At 74.0% G+C, this 19,688-nt stretch carries 15 protein-coding genes; 3 read left to right on the forward strand and 12 right to left on the reverse strand.

The features are described 5' to 3' along the window. The first annotated feature begins 76 nt into the window (after positions 1–76). Positions 77–1,279, forward strand: a complete 1,203-nt coding sequence (locus tag BMW99_RS05775) for a serine/threonine-protein kinase (RefSeq protein WP_069462959.1) — start codon at positions 77–79, stop codon at positions 1,277–1,279. Positions 1,280–1,312: 33 nt separating this feature from the next. Here BMW99_RS05775 and BMW99_RS39115 read toward each other — a convergent pair whose 3' ends face one another. The 5 genes from BMW99_RS39115 to BMW99_RS05805 all read right to left on the reverse strand — a co-directional run bounded on the left by BMW99_RS39115 (position 1,313) and on the right by BMW99_RS05805 (position 8,261). Continuing rightward, positions 1,313–2,020, reverse strand: a complete 708-nt coding sequence (locus BMW99_RS39115) for an FHA domain-containing protein (protein ID WP_141726075.1) — start codon at positions 2,018–2,020, stop codon at positions 1,313–1,315. A 30-nt stretch (positions 2,021–2,050) separates the two neighbouring features. Then, the gene (locus tag BMW99_RS05790) at positions 2,051–3,784 is read right to left on the reverse strand and encodes an IucA/IucC family protein (protein ID WP_069462961.1); all 1,734 of its coding nucleotides are present in this window, start codon (positions 3,782–3,784) and stop codon (positions 2,051–2,053) included. 132 nt (positions 3,785–3,916) lie between these two features. Continuing rightward, on the reverse strand, positions 3,917–4,630 hold the full coding sequence (locus tag BMW99_RS05795) for a GNAT family N-acetyltransferase (RefSeq protein ID WP_322899590.1): 714 nt from the start codon (positions 4,628–4,630) through the stop codon (positions 3,917–3,919). A gap of 32 nt (positions 4,631–4,662) precedes the next feature. Next, a complete protein-coding gene (locus tag BMW99_RS05800; RefSeq protein ID WP_079175944.1) occupies positions 4,663–6,768 on the reverse strand; it encodes an IucA/IucC family protein in 2,106 nt (701 codons plus the stop codon). A 56-nt stretch (positions 6,769–6,824) separates the two neighbouring features. Continuing rightward, complete coding sequence (locus BMW99_RS05805; protein WP_079175945.1) at positions 6,825–8,261, reverse strand: diaminobutyrate--2-oxoglutarate transaminase family protein; 1,437 nt, start codon at positions 8,259–8,261, stop codon at positions 6,825–6,827. A 170-nt stretch (positions 8,262–8,431) separates the two neighbouring features. Here BMW99_RS05805 and BMW99_RS05810 point away from each other — a divergent pair, with 170 nt between their 5' ends. Then, the gene (locus BMW99_RS05810; protein ID WP_069464782.1) at positions 8,432–9,604 is read left to right on the forward strand and encodes a trypsin-like serine peptidase; all 1,173 of its coding nucleotides are present in this window, start codon (positions 8,432–8,434) and stop codon (positions 9,602–9,604) included. 134 nt (positions 9,605–9,738) lie between these two features. Here BMW99_RS05810 and hflX read toward each other — a convergent pair whose 3' ends face one another. From hflX to miaA, 5 genes are all read right to left on the reverse strand, one after another. After that, entirely contained in the window at positions 9,739–11,235 is a 1,497-nt protein-coding gene (hflX, locus tag BMW99_RS05815) for a GTPase HflX (protein ID WP_069464783.1), read from the reverse strand. A 308-nt stretch (positions 11,236–11,543) separates the two neighbouring features. Next, positions 11,544–13,736, reverse strand: coding sequence for a RelA/SpoT family protein (locus tag BMW99_RS05820; protein WP_075016341.1), 2,193 nt, complete (start codon positions 13,734–13,736; stop codon positions 11,544–11,546). Between the two features lie 284 nt (positions 13,737–14,020). Further along, complete coding sequence (dapF, locus tag BMW99_RS05825) at positions 14,021–14,935, reverse strand: diaminopimelate epimerase (protein WP_069464784.1); 915 nt, start codon at positions 14,933–14,935, stop codon at positions 14,021–14,023. Between the two features lie 109 nt (positions 14,936–15,044). Next, on the reverse strand, positions 15,045–15,608 hold the full coding sequence (locus tag BMW99_RS05830; protein WP_075016376.1) for a hypothetical protein: 564 nt from the start codon (positions 15,606–15,608) through the stop codon (positions 15,045–15,047). A 104-nt stretch (positions 15,609–15,712) separates the two neighbouring features. Then, complete coding sequence (miaA, locus tag BMW99_RS05835; protein ID WP_069464786.1) at positions 15,713–16,627, reverse strand: tRNA (adenosine(37)-N6)-dimethylallyltransferase MiaA; 915 nt, start codon at positions 16,625–16,627, stop codon at positions 15,713–15,715. 253 nt (positions 16,628–16,880) lie between these two features. Here miaA and BMW99_RS05840 point away from each other — a divergent pair, with 253 nt between their 5' ends. Further along, positions 16,881–17,108 carry an antitoxin gene (locus BMW99_RS05840; protein WP_069464787.1) on the forward strand — a complete coding sequence of 76 codons (228 nt, stop codon included), beginning with the start codon at positions 16,881–16,883 and terminating at the stop codon, positions 17,106–17,108. A 172-nt stretch (positions 17,109–17,280) separates the two neighbouring features. Here the strand turns inward: BMW99_RS05840 and BMW99_RS05845 are convergent, their stop codons facing one another. Further along, positions 17,281–18,000 (reverse strand): class III extradiol dioxygenase subunit B-like domain-containing protein, encoded by a 720-nt coding sequence (locus BMW99_RS05845; RefSeq protein ID WP_069464788.1) that lies wholly within the window; start codon positions 17,998–18,000, stop codon positions 17,281–17,283. Between the two features lie 146 nt (positions 18,001–18,146). Further along, complete coding sequence (miaB, locus tag BMW99_RS05850; protein WP_075016342.1) at positions 18,147–19,643, reverse strand: tRNA (N6-isopentenyl adenosine(37)-C2)-methylthiotransferase MiaB; 1,497 nt, start codon at positions 19,641–19,643, stop codon at positions 18,147–18,149. Between the last annotated feature and the right edge of the window lie 45 nt (positions 19,644–19,688).

The following is a 19,688-nucleotide window of genomic DNA, read 5'->3' on the forward strand; positions in this document are numbered from 1 at the left end:
GGACGGGGAACCGGCTCGGCGCGGCCCTGGACGCCGGATCGGGCGGGTCCGGGATCAGGCGGGAGACGGGCACGGCGTGGCGGACGTGATCGACGTCGGTACGGTCCTCAGCGGCCGCTACCGGCTGGAGGAGCCGCTCGGCGGCGGCGGGTTCGGGCGGGTCTTCACGGCCCTGGACCAGAGCCTGGGCCGCCGGGTCGCGGTCAAGGTGCTGACCCTGCGCGACGAGTGGGCCGACGACGAGCGCAGCGAGCGGCAGGGCAGGTTCCGGCGCGAGGCCATGGCGGCCGCGGCCCTCAGCCATCCGAACGTCGCCACCGTCCACGACGCCGGCGACCATCAGGGGCGGCCGTTCCTCGTGATGGAGCTGCTGCGGGGCAGGGACTTCGGCCGGGTGCTGCTGGAGCGGGGCGGCCTGCCGGTCGCCGATGTCGTGGCCTACGGCGCGCAGATCTGCGCGGGCCTGCAGCACGCCCACGAACGGGGCCTGGTGCACCGGGACATCAAGCCGGAGAACCTGATGCTGCTGCCCGACGGGGTGGTGAAGATCCTGGACTTCGGCCTGGTCACGCAGCGGGACTCGAAGCTGACCAGGTACACCGACCCGCACGCCGTCATGGGCTCCCCCGCCTACTTCTCGCCCGAGCAGGCGCAGGGCCGGGACGTGACGGGCCGGTCCGACCTGTACTCCGTGGGCTGCGTCCTGTACGCGCTGCTGGCCGAGGGGCCGCCGTTCTCCTCCAGCAACTACGTCGGATTCGCGTACCTGCACGTCCACGAGACGCCGGAGCCGCTGGAGCGGCGGCGTCCTGACGTGCCGCGGGAGCTGGCCCTCCTGGTGCACGAGATGCTGGCCAAGCACCCGGCGGACCGGCCGGCCGGGGCGGGTGAGGCGGCGGCGCGGCTGCGGGCCCTGGCGCGCCCGGTCCCCCCGCCGCCGCGCAGCCCCACGGCGCTGGACCAGGGCGCCCGTCATCTGGTGTGGACACTCCTGGAGGAGGGCGAAGGGCTGCTGCGGAGCGGCAGGTTCGCGGACGCCGACCGCCGCTACTGGCAGGCCATGCAGCAGATCGCGCGCCTGGGAGCGGACCGCGAACCCGCCTCCTTCGCCGCGCAGTTCGGCCGGGCCCGGGCGCTGGAGGGGCTGCACGGCCTGGCGGCGGTGGTCCGCCGGCTGGAGAACCTGAGCGACGAGGCGGCCTCGGCGCTGGGTGCCGGCCATCCGCTGGCGCGCTGCCTGGCCGACTACTCCGCGGCCAGGCCGGAGTCGAGTCTGTGAGGGGCGGCGCCGGGGAGACCCCCACGACGGACCTTAGAGCGCGATCCGGACGGTGAGGTCGGCCGCCAGCCGGACGGTGTCGCCGGGCCGCACGGCGGCGGGCTCCAGCGCCTTGAGCCGGTAGCCGTGCACGAAGGTGCCGTTGGTGGAGTCCTCGTCGGTGATCCACGCCGAACCGTCGGCCTCGACCCCGAAGGTGGCGTGCAGCCGCGACAGGTTGTCGTGCGCCGCCAGGAACTTCACGGCCGGGCACAGCCGGGGGTCGCGGCCGAGCCGCACGCGCCCGCCCGGCTCCACGGTGACGGTCTCGTCCCCCGGGAAGCACAGGCGCAGCGCCTGGCTCGGCGCGTCCCTGCGGGTCTGCGCGGCGCGTTGCAGGGCCCCGGGGATGAGCCGGATGACCCGGGCGTGCTCGGCCTCCCGGCCGGCGGGCCCGCCGACCTGCGGCAGCGCGTCGGTGGCGTCCATGTCGTCGCCCATGTCGTCCGCGTGCTCACGGCCCTGGGCGTCGACTGCGTCGTCGGCGTGACCGGCGTACCCGGCGTCCGTGCCGCCCCGGGCCTCCCCCGCGTACTCGGCACCCCCGGTCGCGTGGCGCACCGGCCGCATGAGCGCGAACGGCACCAGGCAGCCCTGGCACACCAGTTGACCCGCGTGCGCACCCGTCGTGCCGCACTCGGGGCAGGGTCCTGCGCCCTCGTCCTCGCGCATCCCGCCCCGCACCTCTCCGTCGCCCGGCACTGGGGAGATCGTATCGGGGACGGCTCTGGATCAGGGCTGGTGCAGCGGGTTGGGGACGGTGCCGTGCACGGCGGCGTGCGGACGCTCGGCACGGTCGCGGTACCCGTCGAGGTGGAGGCGGTTGCGGTTCAGGCACAGCCGCTCGATCCGGGGGGTGAGCAGGTCGAACAGGGCGAAGCGTTCCTTGAGTTCGGGGAAGCGTTCCTGGTGGCGCAGGATCTCCTCCCGCACCAGCGTCCAGAAGTCGCCCTCGGGAACTCCGAGTTGCCGCTCGCAGATCGGGCCGAGATAGCGCAGCACTCCGACGAACAGGCCCGAGTGGATGAACTGCGTGAGGAATTCCGGCGGCTCGGTGAGCAGCACCTCGCGAACTTCGGCCGGCATGGAACGCAGTTCGGGCAGCGGTTCCGCGCTGACGTTGATGTCGTCGACGAAGTCCTTCACCGCGAGCCGCACCGGGATGTCGTTCTCGTCGAACACCACGATGGCGTTCTCGCCGTGCGGTGAGAAAACGGTTCCGTAGCGGTAGAGGAAATGCAGCAGCGGCGGCAGCAGGGCCGCGAACAGGTGGCGCAGCCAGATCCGCGGGGGCAGTCCGGACCGCTCGACGAGTTCGGCGGTGAACGCCCGCCCGGACGGGTCGGTGTGCAGCAGCGACGCCAGGGTGCGGGCCCGCTCGCCCGGGTCGAGGCACGGGCCGAGCGGCTCGCGCCAGATGCAGCCGAGCAGTTCGCGGTACTGGTACGGCACGGTCGGCAGGGCGTCGAACTGCGGGTGGGCGACGGTGACGGACGCGACCTCGCCCAGCAGGATGACCCGGGCCTCGTCCCGCAGGAAGCGGTCGTGGTCGCGCAGGCCGTGCACCCACGAGGTGACGGCGGGCGCCGCGAGGGTGCGCTCGGTGGGCAGACCGCGGTACACGAGGGTGTTCAGCACGGACAGCGGCAGCTTGACCGTCCGACGCTGCGGGCGGCTGCTGTTGAGAAAGGTGCGGATCGACTGCTGGGCCGTCCGCAGGTCGCTGTCGGTGGTCAGGTGGATGATGGTGGCGTCGGCGAGCGCGGGCGCGAACAGCGGGGCGACGATCTGCTCCCACTGCCAGGGGTGGACGGGCAGGAAGAGGTAGTCGTCGGGGTCGCGGTCCCGGTCGGCGACGGCGTGGCGGAACGCGTCGAGGGTGTCCGGGGCGAGCTCCTGCTCGTACAGGACCACGGGGGAGGCCAGTGTGGAGATGCCACGGTACGCGGCGAGGTCGCGGTGGACGGCGATCCAGGGCAGCCGGTGCTGTCTGCGGGCCTCGGGCGCCCAGCGGGCCGCGTCGGCGTCCGAGAACCCGATACGTCCCTTGTTGGCCACCAGCCAGGGGTGACCGGTCTGGTGCCCCTCCAGCTCGGCGTAGTCCAGGTCCGCCAGGGCGGCGGCCGGCAGCGCGCCGGCGTCCAGGCGCACGTCGGCGCGGAGCGTCGCGAGCAGTTCCCTGATCAGGTGCCCCGTGGTGTCCCCGCTCAGGCCGAGCACCGAGGCGTGGCCACGGGTGAGGAAGTCGAGTGGGTCACCGGTGGGGGTGATGCCCGCCGGGTCGACCTGCCAGCTGCCGTACGCACCGCGGCGGGCGCGGAAGCGGTAGACGGTGCCGTCGCCGAGGTCGACGCGGTAGGGGCGCGTGCCGTCGGCGGCCGTGCCGTCGGAGAGCGTGTCCTGCGGTTCCGGCTCGGGGGCGATCACCTCCTCGTACGCGAACTCGGCGAGCATCTTGGCGAGCATGCGGCGCGACGCGTGCTGCCAGGCGGCGGAGTCGTACGGGGGCGGGGCGATCACGGGGGCTCCTGCGAGGGGACGGGACGGGCGGTCAGGTGGGGAACCGGGTGGGCGCGCGTCGGAGGCCGGCGGCCCGGCTCACAGGCGCCGGCGCAGGGCGCGGTCGCGGATCATCAACGCGGCGCGCTTGTCCGGGAGTTCGAGTTCCAGGCTGAGACGGAAACCGGCGGCGAGGAACGCCGCCACCGAGGGGGTGTTGCGCAGGTCGGGCTCGGCGACGACCCGGGTGCAGCAGGGCCGGTTGTCCAGGACCAGGTCGGACACGGCGCGCAGCAGCGTGCCGCCCAGGCCGCGGGCGCGGTCGGCGACCGGGCCGATGAGCAGGTGCACGCCGGTGTCGTGCGGCCGGGCGGGGTAGTACCGCGCCAGCGGGTCGAGGTCGGCGCGGTAGATCTCCCAGTAGCTCATGGGGACGCCGTCGAGCACCCCGAGGCAGGGCACGCTCCGCCCGTCGCCCTCGAGTTGGGCGTCCAGGTGCTTGGCGGTGAGGTACGCCTCACCGGCCAGTTCCCAGAACTCCGCCACGGCCGGGTCGTTCATCCAGCGGGTGATCAGGTCCAGGTCCCTGTCCCGGTCGACGGGGAGGAGCTGGAAGCACCCGGCGGGGGTGTCGGCGGGCCGCCAGTCGCCGATGTGGTCGAGCAGCGCCGAGTGGTCGGCCGGATCGACGGCCCGCAGGCCGCCGCGGGCGTCGTCGGCGGAGCCGGCCGGCGCGGTCGCGAAGAGGGCGAGGACCTCGGCCGGCAGTTTCAGGTCGAGCGTGTCCTCGGTGCCGGGGTCTGCGGACGGCAACGGGTCTCCTTCCTCTCCAGGTCCGTTCGTGGTCAGCGGGCCAGCGGGTTGGGCACGGTGACGTACACCGACTGCGTGTCGACCGGCCCGACCAGCTCGTCCATGCCGTGCAGCCGGGTCAGCAGGTTGGCCTTGCAGCGCAGGTGCGTGCTGGTGAGCAGGCGTTCCGGCAGTCCGCTGCCGTGCCCGGTGGCCTGGCCGAGGAAGCGGCGGAACGCGGCGAGCAGCAGTTCCTCGTCGGCGAGCCCCTGGGCGCCGAACGCGCCGATCAGCCCGAAGACGTTGTTGATGCCGACGTAGTAGGCGAAGCGCTCGTCGGCGACGGCGTCGGGGACGAACGTGTCGCTGGCGGCGCCGATCCCGGGCAGCCGCCGGTTCAACTCTTCGCGCCGCGACTCCCGGTAGTAGTAGCCCTGGTTGTCGCGGTAGCGGCCGCCGCACGGCCAGCCCTCGGCGTCGAGCAGCACGAGGGTGTTCTGCTGGTGGGCCTCCAGCGCGATGCCGGCCTGCCCGTCGAGCCACAGCACCGGCCGGACCACCGCGTCGAGGTAGCGCAGGAACCACTCGGCGGCCACGGCGGCGGACGGTCGCCCGGTGCGCCGCGCGAGGCGCCCGACGGTGACGCCGAGCCGCGAGCGCAGCTCGGGCGCGGGCACTCCGGGCCACGGGCGCGGCGAGGTCAGCCCGGCCACGCAGTGCGCCTGGTCGCCGGGGCCGAACGGGCTGTGCCGGAGTACCGCGTCGAGCCCCTGCACGGGCGTGCCGTCCAGGTCGTCGACGCCGAGCCAGGCCGGGTCGCGCACGATGTCGAAGCCGGGGTGGGCGGCGCGCCACTCGGCGGCGAGGCCGGTGCGCAGCAGGCGGTGCACCTCGGTGCCGCGCACCAGCTCCTTGCGGAGGTTCTCCCGGCGGGAGTTGGTGATCCGCAGGCCGAGCGACAGCTTGAGCATCGCCGCCGTGCCGGGGCGGTGGACGGTGCGCACCGACGACGTCGGGAACCACGGCTCGCCCGCGGGTCCCAGGTCGTGCAGCAGCCCGGCGTCGAACAGCGCCCGCACGCCCGCGCGGTGGCGGATGTCCCTGGCCTGCCACGGATGAAGCGGCAGCGGCGCGGTGCCGTCCGGCAGCCGCAGGCCGGGTCCGGCGAACGCCGCGAGCAGGTCGGCGGCCGGCACGGCGCGGCCGCGGTCGGTCCAGGCGGAGTCGGTGGCGAGCACCCGGTGGTCGACGGCCAGCCAGTGCAGGGCGAAGGAGCCGCGCAGTTCGGGCGAGTAGGCGGCGCTCTCGCTCTCCGAGAGTCCCTCCCGGCCCTTGGGGGTGGGGTGCAGCGCGTGTCCGAGCAGCAGGGCCTGCTCGGAGTCGAGGAACGGCAGCTCGGGGTCGTCGGGCCCGGGGCGGTCGCGACGGTCGGCGAGGAAGACGGCGGTCCGCCGCACCGAGTCCGCCACGCGCGCGACCATGTCGGCGCCCTCCGCGGGCGCGGCGCCGTCGTCGCGGCCCTCCCGGGCCAGCAGCGCGGCGAGTTCGACGGAGGTCAGCGGACGCCCGGCGGGTCCGGTGGCGCCCGAGGCGCCGAAGTGCGCGGGACCGAAGCGATGCTGCCCGGTGGCCGACCAGTGCAGGACGACCGTCCGCAACTCGGCCCCTGATGCGGGAAGTTCGAGACGCAGCACCCCGTTCTCGGGGCGGCCCACGCCGGTCTCCCGCACCCAGCAGCGGAGCAGGTTCTCCGTCCCCGCGGCGTCCGCGAGCGCGTACGGCCCGGGGTCCGGGACCTGTCCACCGGCTGGGCCCGGAGCCGTCCCCTGCCCGGCCGCCGCGGCGCCGGACCGCTGCGGCGGCACACTGGGCTCGGCGTACGCGGTGGACTCGGCGTACGCGGCGGGCTCCGAGTATGCCGTGCACTCCGCGGGCTCCGCGCCGGACGGGCCGGCGGGGTCCGCCGCGTTCGCGTGCCGCGCCGACTCCGCAGCCGGGGACGCGACCTCCGGCGCGGATGAGGGCGAGGTCGCGGCCGGGGCAGGAGGGGCCGGGGGGTGCGCGGGAGCCGAGCCGGACGGCTGCACGGCGGGCTGCCCGTCGGCGCCCTCCGCCGGTCCGGTGGCGTCCGGGCGGGAGGGTGCTGCGGGTGTGGACATGCGGGGCGCTCCCCTGCTCGGTTCTGCGGAACGGCTGTTCTGGTCGGCCTCCGGGTTCACCCCGCACCTCCCGGGGCCTCGCGCGGCCCGGAGGCGGCGGCCGCCTCGATGGCCGCGCCCAGCCGGTCGAGCACGGCCTCGGCCTGCTCGTCGGTGATGGTCAGCGGCGGGAGCAGCCGCACCACGCTGGCGTGGCGCCCGCCGAGTTCGATGATCAGGCCCCGCCGCAGCGCCTCCTGCTGCACCCGGGCGGCGAGGAGCGGCGCGGCCGGGACAGCCCCGAACTCGTCGGGTTCGGCCGCGGTGTCGACGAGTTCGACGCCGATCATCAGACCGCGGCCGCGGACGTCGCCGACGCACGCGTGGTGTGCGGCCAGGCCGCGCAGCCGGCTCAGCATGCGCGCCCCGATCGTGGCGGCGCGCACCTGGAGCGCGTTCTCCCGGACGTGGCGCAGGGTCGCGGTGCCCGCGGCCATGGCCAGCTGGTTGCCGCGGAACGTCCCGGCGTGGGCCCCGGGACGCCACACGTCGAGGTCGTCGCGGTAGACGATCACGGCCAGCGGGAGGCTGCCGCCGATGGCCTTCGACATCACCATGACGTCCGGCACGATGCCGCTGCGCTCCACGGCCCAGAAGGTGCCCGTGCGGCCCACGCCGGTCTGCACCTCGTCGGCGATCAGCGGGATGCCGCGGGACGCGGTGATCTCGCGCATGCGCCGCATCCAGGAGTCCGGCGGTGGGATCACGCCGCCCTCCCCCTGCACGGGCTCGAGCAGCATCGCGGCGGGCGGCTGCACCCCGCCCTTGGGATCGTCGAGCAGGTGCGCGGTCCAGCGGGCGGAGAGCTCCGCGCCGCGCTCGCCGCCGGTGCCGAACGGGCAGCGGTAGTCGTACGGGTAGGGCAGCCGGGTGACGCGCACGTCGGCGTCGACGGTGGCCCGCATGTCGGTGTCACCGGTGGCGCCGAGGGCGGCCGCCGTCATGCCGTGATAGGCGCCGGAGAAGGCCAGCAGACCGCCGCGTCCGGTGGCGGTCCTGGCCAGCTTGATCGCCGCCTCCACCGCGTCGGTGCCCGCCGGGCCGCAGAACTGGATGCGGCCGTGCTCCGCGAGTTCGCGCGGCAGCGTCTCGAACAGGGCGGTGGTGAACGCGTCCTTGACGGGCGTGGCCATGTCGAGCACGTGCAACGGCGCCCCGGAGTCCAGGACGCGTCTGACGGCTTCGAGGACGACGGGGTGGTTGTGGCCGAGAGCGAGGGTGCCCGCGCCCGACAGGCAGTCCAGGTAGCGGCGCCCGTCGGCGCCCTCCACCGTCATCCCGCGGGCGCGGACCGGCACGACGGGCAGTGACCGCGCATAGGTGCGGGCCGCCGACTCCCGCTGGGCCTGCCTACGGAGGATCGCCTCCCCCGCACTCAAGTCGTCGGCCGCTGCCGCCAGTTGTCCCGGCGCGCTCGAAACCGCCACGTGCTCTCTCCTCCGGATCCGCGTCATGACACCTCGCCCCCGCACTTCGTCCCCCGTCCGTACTAACGACGGGGTGACGGACCGATCACGGTCAGTCGTCAGAACTTTCCGTGCGGAACCGCCACCGGAGCGCGACCGTCCCTGACTCCGTAGGACGCAGGGCACCGCCCGCGCTGACACCCCAGGGGGACACGTTCATGCCATCCATACGCAGGTCGCTGGCTTCCGCGGCGGCCGCGGTGCTCCTGGCGGGCGCCGCCACGGCGTGCGGCACCTCCGGCGGCGGCACGGACGCCAGGCCCCCGAGCGCGACGGCCGCGGCGCGGCAGACCACGCACGCGGCCGGGCTCCCCACGTCCTTCCCCACGAGCCTGAAGGACCTCAAGAAGTGGGAGCAGGCGTACAAGGACGGCGGCTGGCGCGACTGGAACCGCGCGACGTGGCTCCGCAAGGCCAAGGACTTCGTCAACCCGGTGATCAGCGGGCTGTGGAGCGGTGACCGCATGCGCGGCGCCGACCAGAACGACAAGCAGGTCCCGGCCGACGTACCCGCCGACCAGGGCATGACCGACCCCGCTCCCGCGCCGGTCGCCGCGCGCGCGGTGACCCCGCCCTACCACGTCAACGCCGCCGCCGTCGGCAAGCTGTTCTTCGACGGGCCGCAGGGGTCGATGGTGTGCTCGGCGACGGTGGTCCAGGACCCGGCCCACCCGGGCAAGTCGAACCTGGTGTGGACGGCGGGCCACTGCGTGCATGCCGGCAAGGACGGCGGCTGGTACCGCAACATCGCGTTCGTGCCGGCCTACAACGACGGCGGCCGCAGCGCCGACGCGCTCAAGGGCGCGTCCCGCGGCACGCTCGCGCCGTACGGGGTGTTCTGGGCGGACTGGGCGAGCACGTCGGACGAGTGGATCGCGCAGGGCTCGGAGAAGGGCGGCGGCGGATCGCCGTACGACTTCGCGGTGCTGCACGTGGTGCCGGAGAAGGGCGCGGGCGGCAAGTCGCTGCAGGAGACGGTCGGCGCGGCGATGCCGGTGTGGTTCGACGCCCCGGCGGTGTCCTCGATCCCGGTGATCGGCGCCTGGGGCTACCCCGCGGCTCCGCCCTACGACGGGCAGCGGATGTTCGCGTGCGCGGGCCGGCCGGGACGGCTGTCGCTGGACGCGCAGGAGCCCACCGAGTACCGGGTCGGCTGCACGATGACCGGCGGCGCGTCCGGCGGCGGGTGGTTCGCCACCCGGCCGGACGGCAAGACGGCCCTGGTCAGCAACACGTCGATCGGGCCGGTGACGAACACCTGGCTGGCCGGGCCGCGGCTGGGGTCCGAGGCCAAGAAGGTGTACGACCAGGTGAGCGGCAAGTTCCGCTGACCGGACGGCGGACGGGGCTGCCCACCGGGTGACGCGGCCAAGGGTGCGGCCAAAAGTGCGGCCAAGGTGCGGCCAAAGGTAAGGACCCGTCTCCATGGAGGCGGGTCCTTACCTTTGTGCCGTGTGCACCGTTGTCAGTGGCGTGCCGCGAGGGTGAACGGCGCCAGTTCGGCGGCCAGTTCCTCGTGCACCCGCACCTTCAGCAGCGTGCCGTCGCCGGTGTGCTCCTCGGAGAGCACCTCGCCGCCGGCGTGGACCCGGGACACCAGCCCGCCGTGGGTGTACGGCACGAGTGCCTCCACCTCGACGTCCGGCCGCGGGAGCTCCTCGTCGATGAGCTCCAGCAGGTCCTCGATGCCCTGGCCGCTGCGGGCCGAGACGGCGATGGCGTGCTTCTCGTTGCGCAGCAGCCGCTGCAGCACGAGCGGGTCGGCCGCGTCCGCCTTGTTGACCACGACGATCTCCGGCACGTCCAGCGCGCCGACGTCGCGGAACACCTCGCGGACGGCCGCGAGCTGCTCCTCGGGGGTCGGGTGCGAACCGTCGACCACGTGCAGGATGAGGTCGGCGTCGGCGACCTCCTCCATGGTGGAGCGGAACGCCTCGACCAGGTGGTGCGGCAGGTGCCGGACGAACCCGACGGTGTCGGCCAGCGTGTAGATCCGGCCCCCGGGCGTCTCGGCCCGGCGCACGGTCGGGTCGAGGGTGGCGAACAGGGCGTTCTCCACCAGCACGCCCGCCCCGGTCAGGCGGTTGAGCAGCGAGGACTTGCCCGCGTTGGTGTAACCGGCGATCGCCACCGACGGCACCTTGTTGCGCCGGCGTTCCTGGCGCTTGAGGTCGCGGCTGGTCTTCATGTCCGCGATCTCCCGGCGCATCTTGGCCATCTTCTCGCGGATGCGCCGCCGGTCGGTCTCGATCTTGGTCTCACCGGGACCACGGGTGGCCATACCGCCGCCCGAGGAGCCGGAGCCACCGCCACCCATCTGCCGGGACAGCGACTGGCCCCAGCCGCGCAGCCTCGGCAGCATGTACTGCATCTGGGCCAGCGAGACCTGCGCCTTGCCCTCACGGGACTTGGCGTGCTGGGCGAAGATGTCGAGGATCAGGGCGGTGCGGTCGACCACCTTGACCTTGACGACGTCCTCGAGGTGGATCAGCTGGCCGGGGCTCAGCTCGCCGTCGCAGACCACGGTGTCGGCACCGGTGTTCAGGACGATGTCCCGCAGCTCCTGCGCCTTGCCGGAGCCGATGTACGTGGCCGAGTCCGGCTTGTCGCGGCGCTGGATCACACCGTCCAGGACGAGGGCGCCCGCCGTCTCGGCGAGGGCCGCGAGCTCGGCCAGGGAGTTCTCGGCGTCGTCGACGGTTCCGGAGGTCCAGACACCGACGAGTACCACGCGCTCCAGTCGCAGCTGCCGGTACTCGACCTCGGTGACGTCCTCCAGCTCGGTGGAGAGGCCGGCGACGCGGCGCAGCGATGCACGGTCCTGCCGGTCCAGCTGGTCGCCGTCCCGATCGCCGTCGATCTCATGACTCCACACGCCCTCCTCTTCCATCAGGGCGTCGGCCCGAAGGCTCTCGGGGAGGCGCTGGCGGTCGTCCGAAGAGGATGAAGGGAAGGAGGTCATTGGATCCTTTGGTCGTTCGGTCAGAGTCGGGCGGCGCTCGCGCACCGTCACTGTCGATGGTCGCACGCCCGGGTGCCGCGGTCACCTGGTTTCCCCGGTGATCCGCGGGGAGCGGCCGCCCGTGAGGGCACTCCGCTCGCCGTCAGTCACAACGTCGCGGCAGGCTGTCGCATTCCCAGGCCGGAAGGCTGTCCGCCGGCCGGCGCGGACACCCGTCGGACCCGGCCGGAGACGGGCTTCGCGCCCGGTCCGGTTGGCTCTGCGCCCAGGCTCGCGCTCGGCACCAGCACGCCTTCAGTGGCTCGCGCTCAGTTGCGGGCGGCCGCCCCGCTGACCGCCAGCTGGGCCCGGTACACGTCGTAGACGCCGGGCACCGCGCGCATCGCGCGCATCAGGGCGGGCAGGGCCTCGGCGTCGGGCAGCTCGACGGTGTACGTGTGGCGGACTCGGTGCTCCTGAGGTGGCTCCACGGCCGCCGACACGATGCCGACGCCCTGGCCCGCGATGACCTCGGTGAGGTCCGCGAGCAGCCGCGGCCTGCTGAGCGCCTCGGCGAGCACGGTGGCCCGGTAGCCGCCCGCCGGCTGGTCCTCCCGCCACCGCACCGGCACCGGGGCCCGGCCGTCGGCGGCCATCCGCCCGGTGGAAGGGCACTCCACACGGTGCACGGCGACGGTGCCGCCGCGGATGACGAACCCGGTCACGCGGTCCGGCGGCACCGGCGTACAGCAGCGGGCGAGCCGCACCGCCGCGCCGGGCAGGTCCGCGACGGCCAGCGGGTCCGCGGCGGGCACGGCGCCGGCCGCGGGCACGGGCCGTACCGGGGGCACCCGGTCGGGCTGCTCGTCGCGCTCGGCCGCGGGGTGCTGGCTCAGCCACCGGGTGATCGCGATCCGGGCGGCGGGCGTCGTCGCGTGCTCCAGCCAGTCGCGGTCGGGGCCGGACGTGGCGCTGTCGTCCATCAGCAGCTGGAGGGTGTCGCCGTCGCGCAACGCCGTGCCGAGGGGCGCGAGCCGGCCGTTGACGCGGGCGCCGACGCAGGCGTGCCCCGCCTCGCCGTGCATGGCGTACGCGGCGTCGACGCAGGTCGCCCCGTCCGGCAGCCGGAGCGTGCCGGAGGCGTCCTCGCCCTGTGCGGTGACGACGGTGATCTCGCGGTCCTGGGCGAGGTCGTCGCGCAGCGCGGACCAGAAGGTGTCCGCGTCGGGGGCGGCCCGCTGCCAGTCGAGCAGCCGGGCGAGCCAGCCGGGCCTGGTGGGGTCGATGCCGCCGCCCCAGCCCTCGGACGTCGAACCGATTCCGCTCTCGCCGCGCTCGGCGTCCGCACCCGCTCCGGGTTCCGCGGCCGCGTGCGGGTCGCCCAGGCCGATCACACCGGTCTCGGCCACGTGGTGCATCCGGCGGGTGCGCACCAGGACCTCGGCGATCCGGCCGTCGCCGTCGGCGATGGCAGTGTGCAGCGACTGGTACAGGTTGAACTTCGGGGCGGCGATGAAGTCCTTGAACTCGGCGATCACCGGCGTGAAACAGGTGTGCAGCTCGCCGAGCACCGCGTAGCAGTCGGCGTTCTCGCCGACGAGCACCAGCAGGCGGCCGAAGTCGCAGCCGCTGAGCTGCTTGCCGCCGCGCTTGAGCAGCAGGCGGTGGACGGAGACGGCGTGCCGGGGCCGGATGGCGATCTCGGCGGTGATGCCCGCCTCCCGCAGGACGGTCCTGACCTGGCCGGCGATGCCGCCGAGGAGGTCGGAACCGGCGGCGTTCTCCTCGATCATCGCGCGGGTGCGCCGGTACTCCTCGGGGTGGAGCACGGCGAAGACCAGGTCCTCCAGCTCGCTCTTGAGCGCCTGGACACCGAGGCGTTCGGCGAGCGGGATGAGGACGTCGCGGGTGACGTGGGCGATCCTGGCCTGCTTCTCCGGCCGCATGACGCCGAGCGTGCGCATGTTGTGCAGCCGGTCGGCGAGTTTGATCGACATCACCCGCACGTCGTTGCCGGTCGCGACCAGCATCTTGCGGAACGTCTCCGGCTCGGCGGCGGCCCCGTAGTCGACCTTCTCCAGCTTCGTGACGCCGTCGACCAGGTAGCCGACCTCGGCGCCGAACTCCCGCTCCACCTGATCGAGCGTCACCTCGGTGTCCTCGACGGTGTCGTGCAGCAGAGAGGCCGTCAACGTCGTGGTCTCCGCGCCGAGTTCGGCCAGGATGAGGGTGACCGCGAGTGGGTGGGTGATGTACGGCTCACCGCTCTTGCGCGTCTGACCGCGGTGCGAGGACTCGGCCAGCACGTACGCCTTGCGCAGTTGTTCGATCGCGGCGGAGCCGGCCGCGGGATGCCGGCCGCGGTGCACCTTGATCAGGTGCTCGATGGCGTCGGGCAGTCTGCTGCCGCCGCCGACGCCCAGAAGCGCCACCCGGCCGAGGCGGCGCAGGTCGATGCGGCGCGTGCCGCGCCGCGGTTCCTCAGCGGTCCGCCCCGCGTCCACTGCGTTGTGTGCGCTCATCGGGCCCTCCGGCAGCGTGGACCGGCTGCGGGAGCCCTCCACGACCCGTGGGGCCGCGCCGGTGCTTGATGCTACCGAGCCCACCACGTGCGGCAGTCGAGCTCTCGCCGAGAGTGATCCCCATCACCCGTTCGAGGGACATCCGGTCGGGGATCATGAGCGCATACTTCCGGATTCGGCCACCCGCAAGCGGTCAGCGGCCGTCCGGACGACCTCCGGTGGCGGTGCTTCCGGGACGCCGGCGCGGCCGCCGCCGGTCCGGCGCGACGGCCCCCGGCGTCCGCTCAGCGCGGTCCGGACAGCCAGTGCGGGTCGATGGTTCCCTCGGCGACGATCACGGCCGGCCCGGTCATCTCGATCATGCCGTCCGTGTCCTCGGCGATGACGAGGCGGCCGCCCGGTACGTCGACGGTGTAGGTCACCCGGCGGCCGGTGACCGCGGGGTCGAGGCCGTCACGGCGGGCCGCGGCGACCATGACGGCGCAGGCGCCGGTGCCGCACGAGCGGGTCTCGCCCGAGCCACGCTCGTGGACGCGCAGGGCGACATGGAGCGGGCCCCGGTCCACCACGAACTCCACGTTGGTGCCGTCGGGGTAGGCCGACCGCGGGCTCACCGCGGGCGCCCGCAGCAGGTCCCCGGCCTCGCCGAGCCCGTCCACGAACGCGACGGCGTGCGGGTTGCCCATGCTGACGTGGACCGCCGGCCAGCTGCGGTCGCCGACCGCCACGACCACCGGGTCGCCGGGCAGCTCCGCGCGGCCCATCCGCACGGTGACGGCCCCGGGCTCGCCGTCGTCGCCCTCCTTGGCGATGTGCACCTGCCGCACTCCGGCGCGGGTGGCGACGGCGAGGTCGCCCGCCTCGGCCAGTCCGGCGTGCTGGAGGTAGCGGGCGAAGACCCGTACGCCGTTGCCGCACATCTCGGCGATGCTGCCGTCGCTGTTGCGGTAGTCCATGAACCATTCGGCCTCGGCCGCGAGTGCGGCGGCCTCGGGGTGAGCCGTAGAGCGGACCACGCGCAGCACTCCGTCGCCTCCGATGCCGGCACGGCGGTCGCACAGCCGGGCCACGTCGGAAGCGGACAGGTCGAGCAGACCGTCCGGGTCGGGGACGATCACGAAGTCGTTCTCGGTGCCGTGGCCCTTCAGGAAGGGCAGCGGCGAGGACGAGTCAGGGGTGCCGTGGTGCGCTTCAGTCACGTCTCGATCGTACGCGGCACGCACGGACCGCCGCGTACGGAGGCCCGTGGCCTGTGGATAACCCGCGGAGCCCCGGGGCGGCCCGGCGGGGCTGTGGTGACGGACGGCCTCAGCGCAGCCGCGCCACGCGCCAGACGGCGAGCAGCGCGAGCAGGACGATCACCAGCGTGTACCCGGTGACGTAGCGCCAGTCGGGCCGCGAGCCCGAACCCCGCGGCGGCAGGCCGGGCCAGGTCTGGCCCGCGCGGCGGGCGGCCATCAGCCCCCACCCGGCGGCGCACAGGCACAGCAGCAGCCCCAGCATGGCCACGACGGGCCCAGCGTCCCCGGATTCGAAGGCCAGGGGGAAGGCGAACATCAGCGAGCCGCCGACGGCGAGCGCGGTGATCGGGGCGAGCTGCCAGAAGCGGAGTCGTCGCGCCGGCCTCAGCTCACGGAAGGACTGGGCGTCCTCCATCGCCGTCAACGCCTCGGCGGGGTCGAGCGGTTCGAGTTCGTCGAGCGGGCCCAGCGTCTCCAGCCCGTCGTGGCCCAGCGGGCCGTGCGGCTCGTCCGCGTCCATGGCGCCGACCGGCTCCCTGGACGGGTGCGCGTCCGGGAAGCCCCGGTGCTCCCGCTCGGGCCCGGTCGCCGTCTCACGTCCCTGGGGGGTGTCGCGCGGGCCGGCTGCCATCGCCACGCGCCCTCCCAAGTCTCCGACACCGTAGCTAGATCCCGATGATGGCACGGCGCGGAGGCCGGGCCGGGACGACAGAGCCTCCCGATGCCATCACGTGATCAGGCTGTAACCGCTTCTTGGAGCAACCTCAGCACCTGCTCGGTGAGTTCCTGGCCCCTGGCGGCGAGCCAGTGGACGCGGGGGTCGCGGCGGAACCAGGAGTCCTGGCGGCGGGCGAAGCGCTTGGTGGCCCGCACCGTCTCGGCACGCGCCTGCTCCTCGGTGCACTCGCCGGCGAACGCGGACAGCACCTGCTGGTACCCCAGGGCCCGCGAGGCGGTGCGCCCTTCGCGCAGGCCGCGCTCTTCGAGCCCGCGGACCTCCGCCACCAGCCCGGCCTCCCACATGCGGTCCACCCGCAGGGCGATGCGCTCGTCGAGCACGGGCCGCGGCACGTCGACGCCGACCTGCACGGTGTCGTAGACCGACTCGTGGCCGGGCAGGCTCGCGGTGAAGGGTCGCCCGGTGATCTCGATGACCTCCAGGGCGCGCACGATGCGGCGGCCGTTGCTCGGCAGGATGGCCAGCGCGGCCTGCGGGTCGACGGCCGCGAGCCGGGCGTGCAGGGCCCCGGGGCCGCGGATCTCCAGCTCCTCCTCCAGGCGCGCGCGCACGGCCGCGTCGGTGCCGGGGAAGTCGAGTTGGTCGATCGCGGCGCGCACGTACAGGCCCGAACCGCCCACCAGGATCGGCACCTTGCCCGCTTCGTGCAGCCGCCCGATCTCGGCGCGGGCCAGGCGCTGGTAGTCGGCGACGTTGGCCGCCTCGGTGACGTCCCAGATGTCCAGCAGGTGGTGCGGGACGCCCCGGCGCTCGTCGGCGGTGAGCTTCGCGGTGCCGATGTCCATGCCGCGGTACAGCTGCATGGAGTCGGCGTTGATCACCTCGCCGTCCAGGGCGAGGGCGAGGTCGACGCCCAGGTCCGACTTCCCGGCGGCGGTGGGCCCGACGACAGCGATGACGCGCTTCTTCACGGAGTCAGTCTCGCAAACAAACGGGGCCGTACGCGCCCTGGACGATCATCCCGCACGGGGCGCGGGCGGCCCGGCGCCTGGGTCGGTCAGGGGCTGCTGGCCGTGGCGACGCGAAAACAGCGGGTCGCGGGTATGGTCGGAGTTGGGAAGGGCGCTTTGAGGTGGTTTCGCCCTGTTCAGATGGTCGATGCCGCCGGGTGCGACGGCGCATTCCGCCCCTTCCCGAGCCGTCATCTCCGAGGGAAGGTGCCAGATGAGCTTCATGGACACGCTCAAGGACAAGCTGGGCATGTCGAAGGCGAAGACCGACGACATGATGCGCCAGCACGGCGACAAGGTCGACCAGGGCATCGACAAGGCCGGGCAGGCCGTCGACTCCAAGACCGGCGGCAAGCACAGCGACCAGGTCCAGACCGGCGTGGACAAGACGAAGGACGCCGCGCACAAGTACGGCGAGCAGGACGGCGGCGGCCAGTCCTGATGCCCGCCTGACCTCAGAGCGCCACCTGAACCGGACGGCCGCGGACCTCCACCATCCGCGGCCTGTCCATGTCCGGCGCCCTTCCGTGCCGGGGCCCTATGACGGGGCCCCTTCCGTGACCGGGCCCCTTCCGTGACGGTGCCCGCGCCGGCCCGCCGCGCGGGCGGCGGCCTCAGGTCCAGGCGGCGACGAAGTAGCCGACGCCGTAGGGCGCCGAGTCGTGGAGCAGCTCGCCCGTCAGATGTGCGTCCTCCGCGGCGCCCGCGAGCACCTGCCAGGGCGCTCGGCCTCCGGCCTTGAGTTCCTGCGCCAGCGCGACGTCGAGGTCCGCCAGAATGCGTATGTCCGCCCCGGCCAGCGCGGCGGCCACGGCCGCGTCGAAGCCCTCGGCGCGCTCGTCCAGATAGCCGGGCGCCTTCAGGGAGCGGCAGGCGGTGCCGTCGCCCATCACCAGCAGCGCCACCCGTTCGGCGGACGCGGCCACCGCGCGGCCGGCCGCCGCGCACGTCTCCGGCGCCAGCTGCTCCCCCACTCCGAGGCCCTCCACGGGCGCCGCGCTCCATCCGCGCAGCAGCCACGCGGCCACGGCCAGGGAGGCCGGCAGCGGCGCGGCGTCCGCGTCCTGCGGCGTCGCCGGGCCGGCCGTCCCCAGAGTGACGTCGAGGTCGACGCCGAAGGGGCGGAAGGACCCGGACGTGCCGGGCGGGAAGACTCCCCGGCCCGGGCGCCGCGCGGGTCCGATCACGACGAGCCGTTCGGGCCGCGAGGCGGCGAGCACGCCGACCGCGTCCTGGCACGCCGCCCGGAGCCCGTCGAGTTCCGGCGCGGCTCCCGCGGCGACCTCGGGCACGAGCAGCGGCGGGCACGGGCACACGGCGGCGGCGACAAGCATGTGCGGAACCCTACCCGCGCCGCCCACGACGCCCGCGCCGACGCCCGGCCGACCTGGCGCCCAGGTGAACCGCGCTCGGTCGAGAAACGCGGCCCCCCGTCAGTCCGGGCAGCAGCACCGGGTCAGTCGAGGCCGCGGCACCGCGCTCAGTCCACGGAGCAGCCCGCGACCGGTGCCGGCACCGGCGCGGGGGCGCCGACGGTCGGCAGGCCCAGCATCACGCCGGCCGGCTTGGGAGGTGCGGCGTTGCGCCGCTCCCAGGCGTCACCGGCGCGGGTGCGGCGCACCGACAGCGCGGGCTTCTCGGCGAGCAGGTGGTGCGGGGCGGCGTAGGTGATCTCGACGGTCACCATGTCGCCCGGGCGGACGGGCTCCGCGGGACGCTCGAAGTGGACCAGGCGGTTGTCGGGAGCCCGGCCGGACAGGCGGTGCGTCGCGTCGTCCTTGCGGCCCTCGCCCTCGGCGACCAGCACCTCGAGGGTGCGGCCGACCTGCTTCTTGTTCTCCTCCCAGGAGATCTCCTCCTGGAGCGCCACCAGCCGCTCGTACCGCGCCTGGACGACGGCCTTGGGGATCTGGTCCTCCATGTCGGCGGCGGGCGTGCCGGGGCGCTTGCTGTACTGGAACGTGAACGCCTGCGTGAACCGCGCCTGCCGCACCACATGCAGCGTCTGCTCGAAGTCCTCCTCGGTCTCACCGGGGAAGCCGACGATGATGTCCGTGGTGATGGCCGCGTCGGGCATGGCGGCGCGGACCTTCTCGATGATGCCGAGGTAGCGGTCCTGGCGGTAGGAGCGCCGCATCGCCTTCAGGACGCGGTCGGAGCCGGACTGCAGGGGCATGTGCAGCTGGTGCATCACGGTGGGCGTCTCGGCCATGGCGGCGATCACGTCGTCGGTGAAGTCCCGCGGGTGCGGCGAGGTGAAGCGGATCCGCTCCAGCCCGTCGACCGCTCCGGTGGCCCGCAGCAGCTTGCTGAACGCCTCGCGGTCGCCGATGTCGGAGCCGTACGCGTTGACGTTCTGGCCGAGCAGCGTGACCTCGACGACGCCCTCGCCGACCAGCGCCTCGACCTCGGCGAGCACGTCGCCCGGCCGGCGGTCCTTCTCCTTGCCGCGCAGCGCGGGGACGATGCAGAACGTGCAGGTGTTGTTGCAGCCGACGGAGATCGCCACCCAGGCCGCGTAGGCGGACTCGCGGCGCGACGGGAGCGTGGAGGGGAACGTCTCCAGGGACTCGACGATCTCGACCTGCGCCTCCTCCGCGATCCTCGCCCGCTCGAGGAGCACCGGCAGCTGCCCGATGTTGTGGGTGCCGAAGACCACATCGACCCAGGGCGCGCGCTTGACGATGGTGTCGCGGTCCTTCTGCGCCAGGCAGCCGCCGACCGCGATCTGCATCCCGGGCCGGGCCGCCTTCTTGGGCACGAGCTGGCCGAGGTTGCCGTAGAGGCGGTTGTCGGCGTTCTCCCGCACCGCACAGGTGTTGAACACGACGACGTCCGCGCCGTCGGCCCCCTCGGGCGCGCGCACGTACCCGGCGTCCTCCAGGAGGCCGGAGAGGCGTTCGGAGTCGTGCACGTTCATCTGGCACCCATAGGTGCGGATCTCGTAGCTGCGAATGGGTGCGTCCTGCGCGGTCATGCCCTCCAGAGTAGGTGGTCGCGGGGACAGCCAAGGAACCCGTTC

The organism is Actinacidiphila rubida (genome assembly GCF_900110255.1).
GTDB lineage: Bacteria > Actinomycetota > Actinomycetes > Streptomycetales > Streptomycetaceae > Actinacidiphila > Actinacidiphila rubida.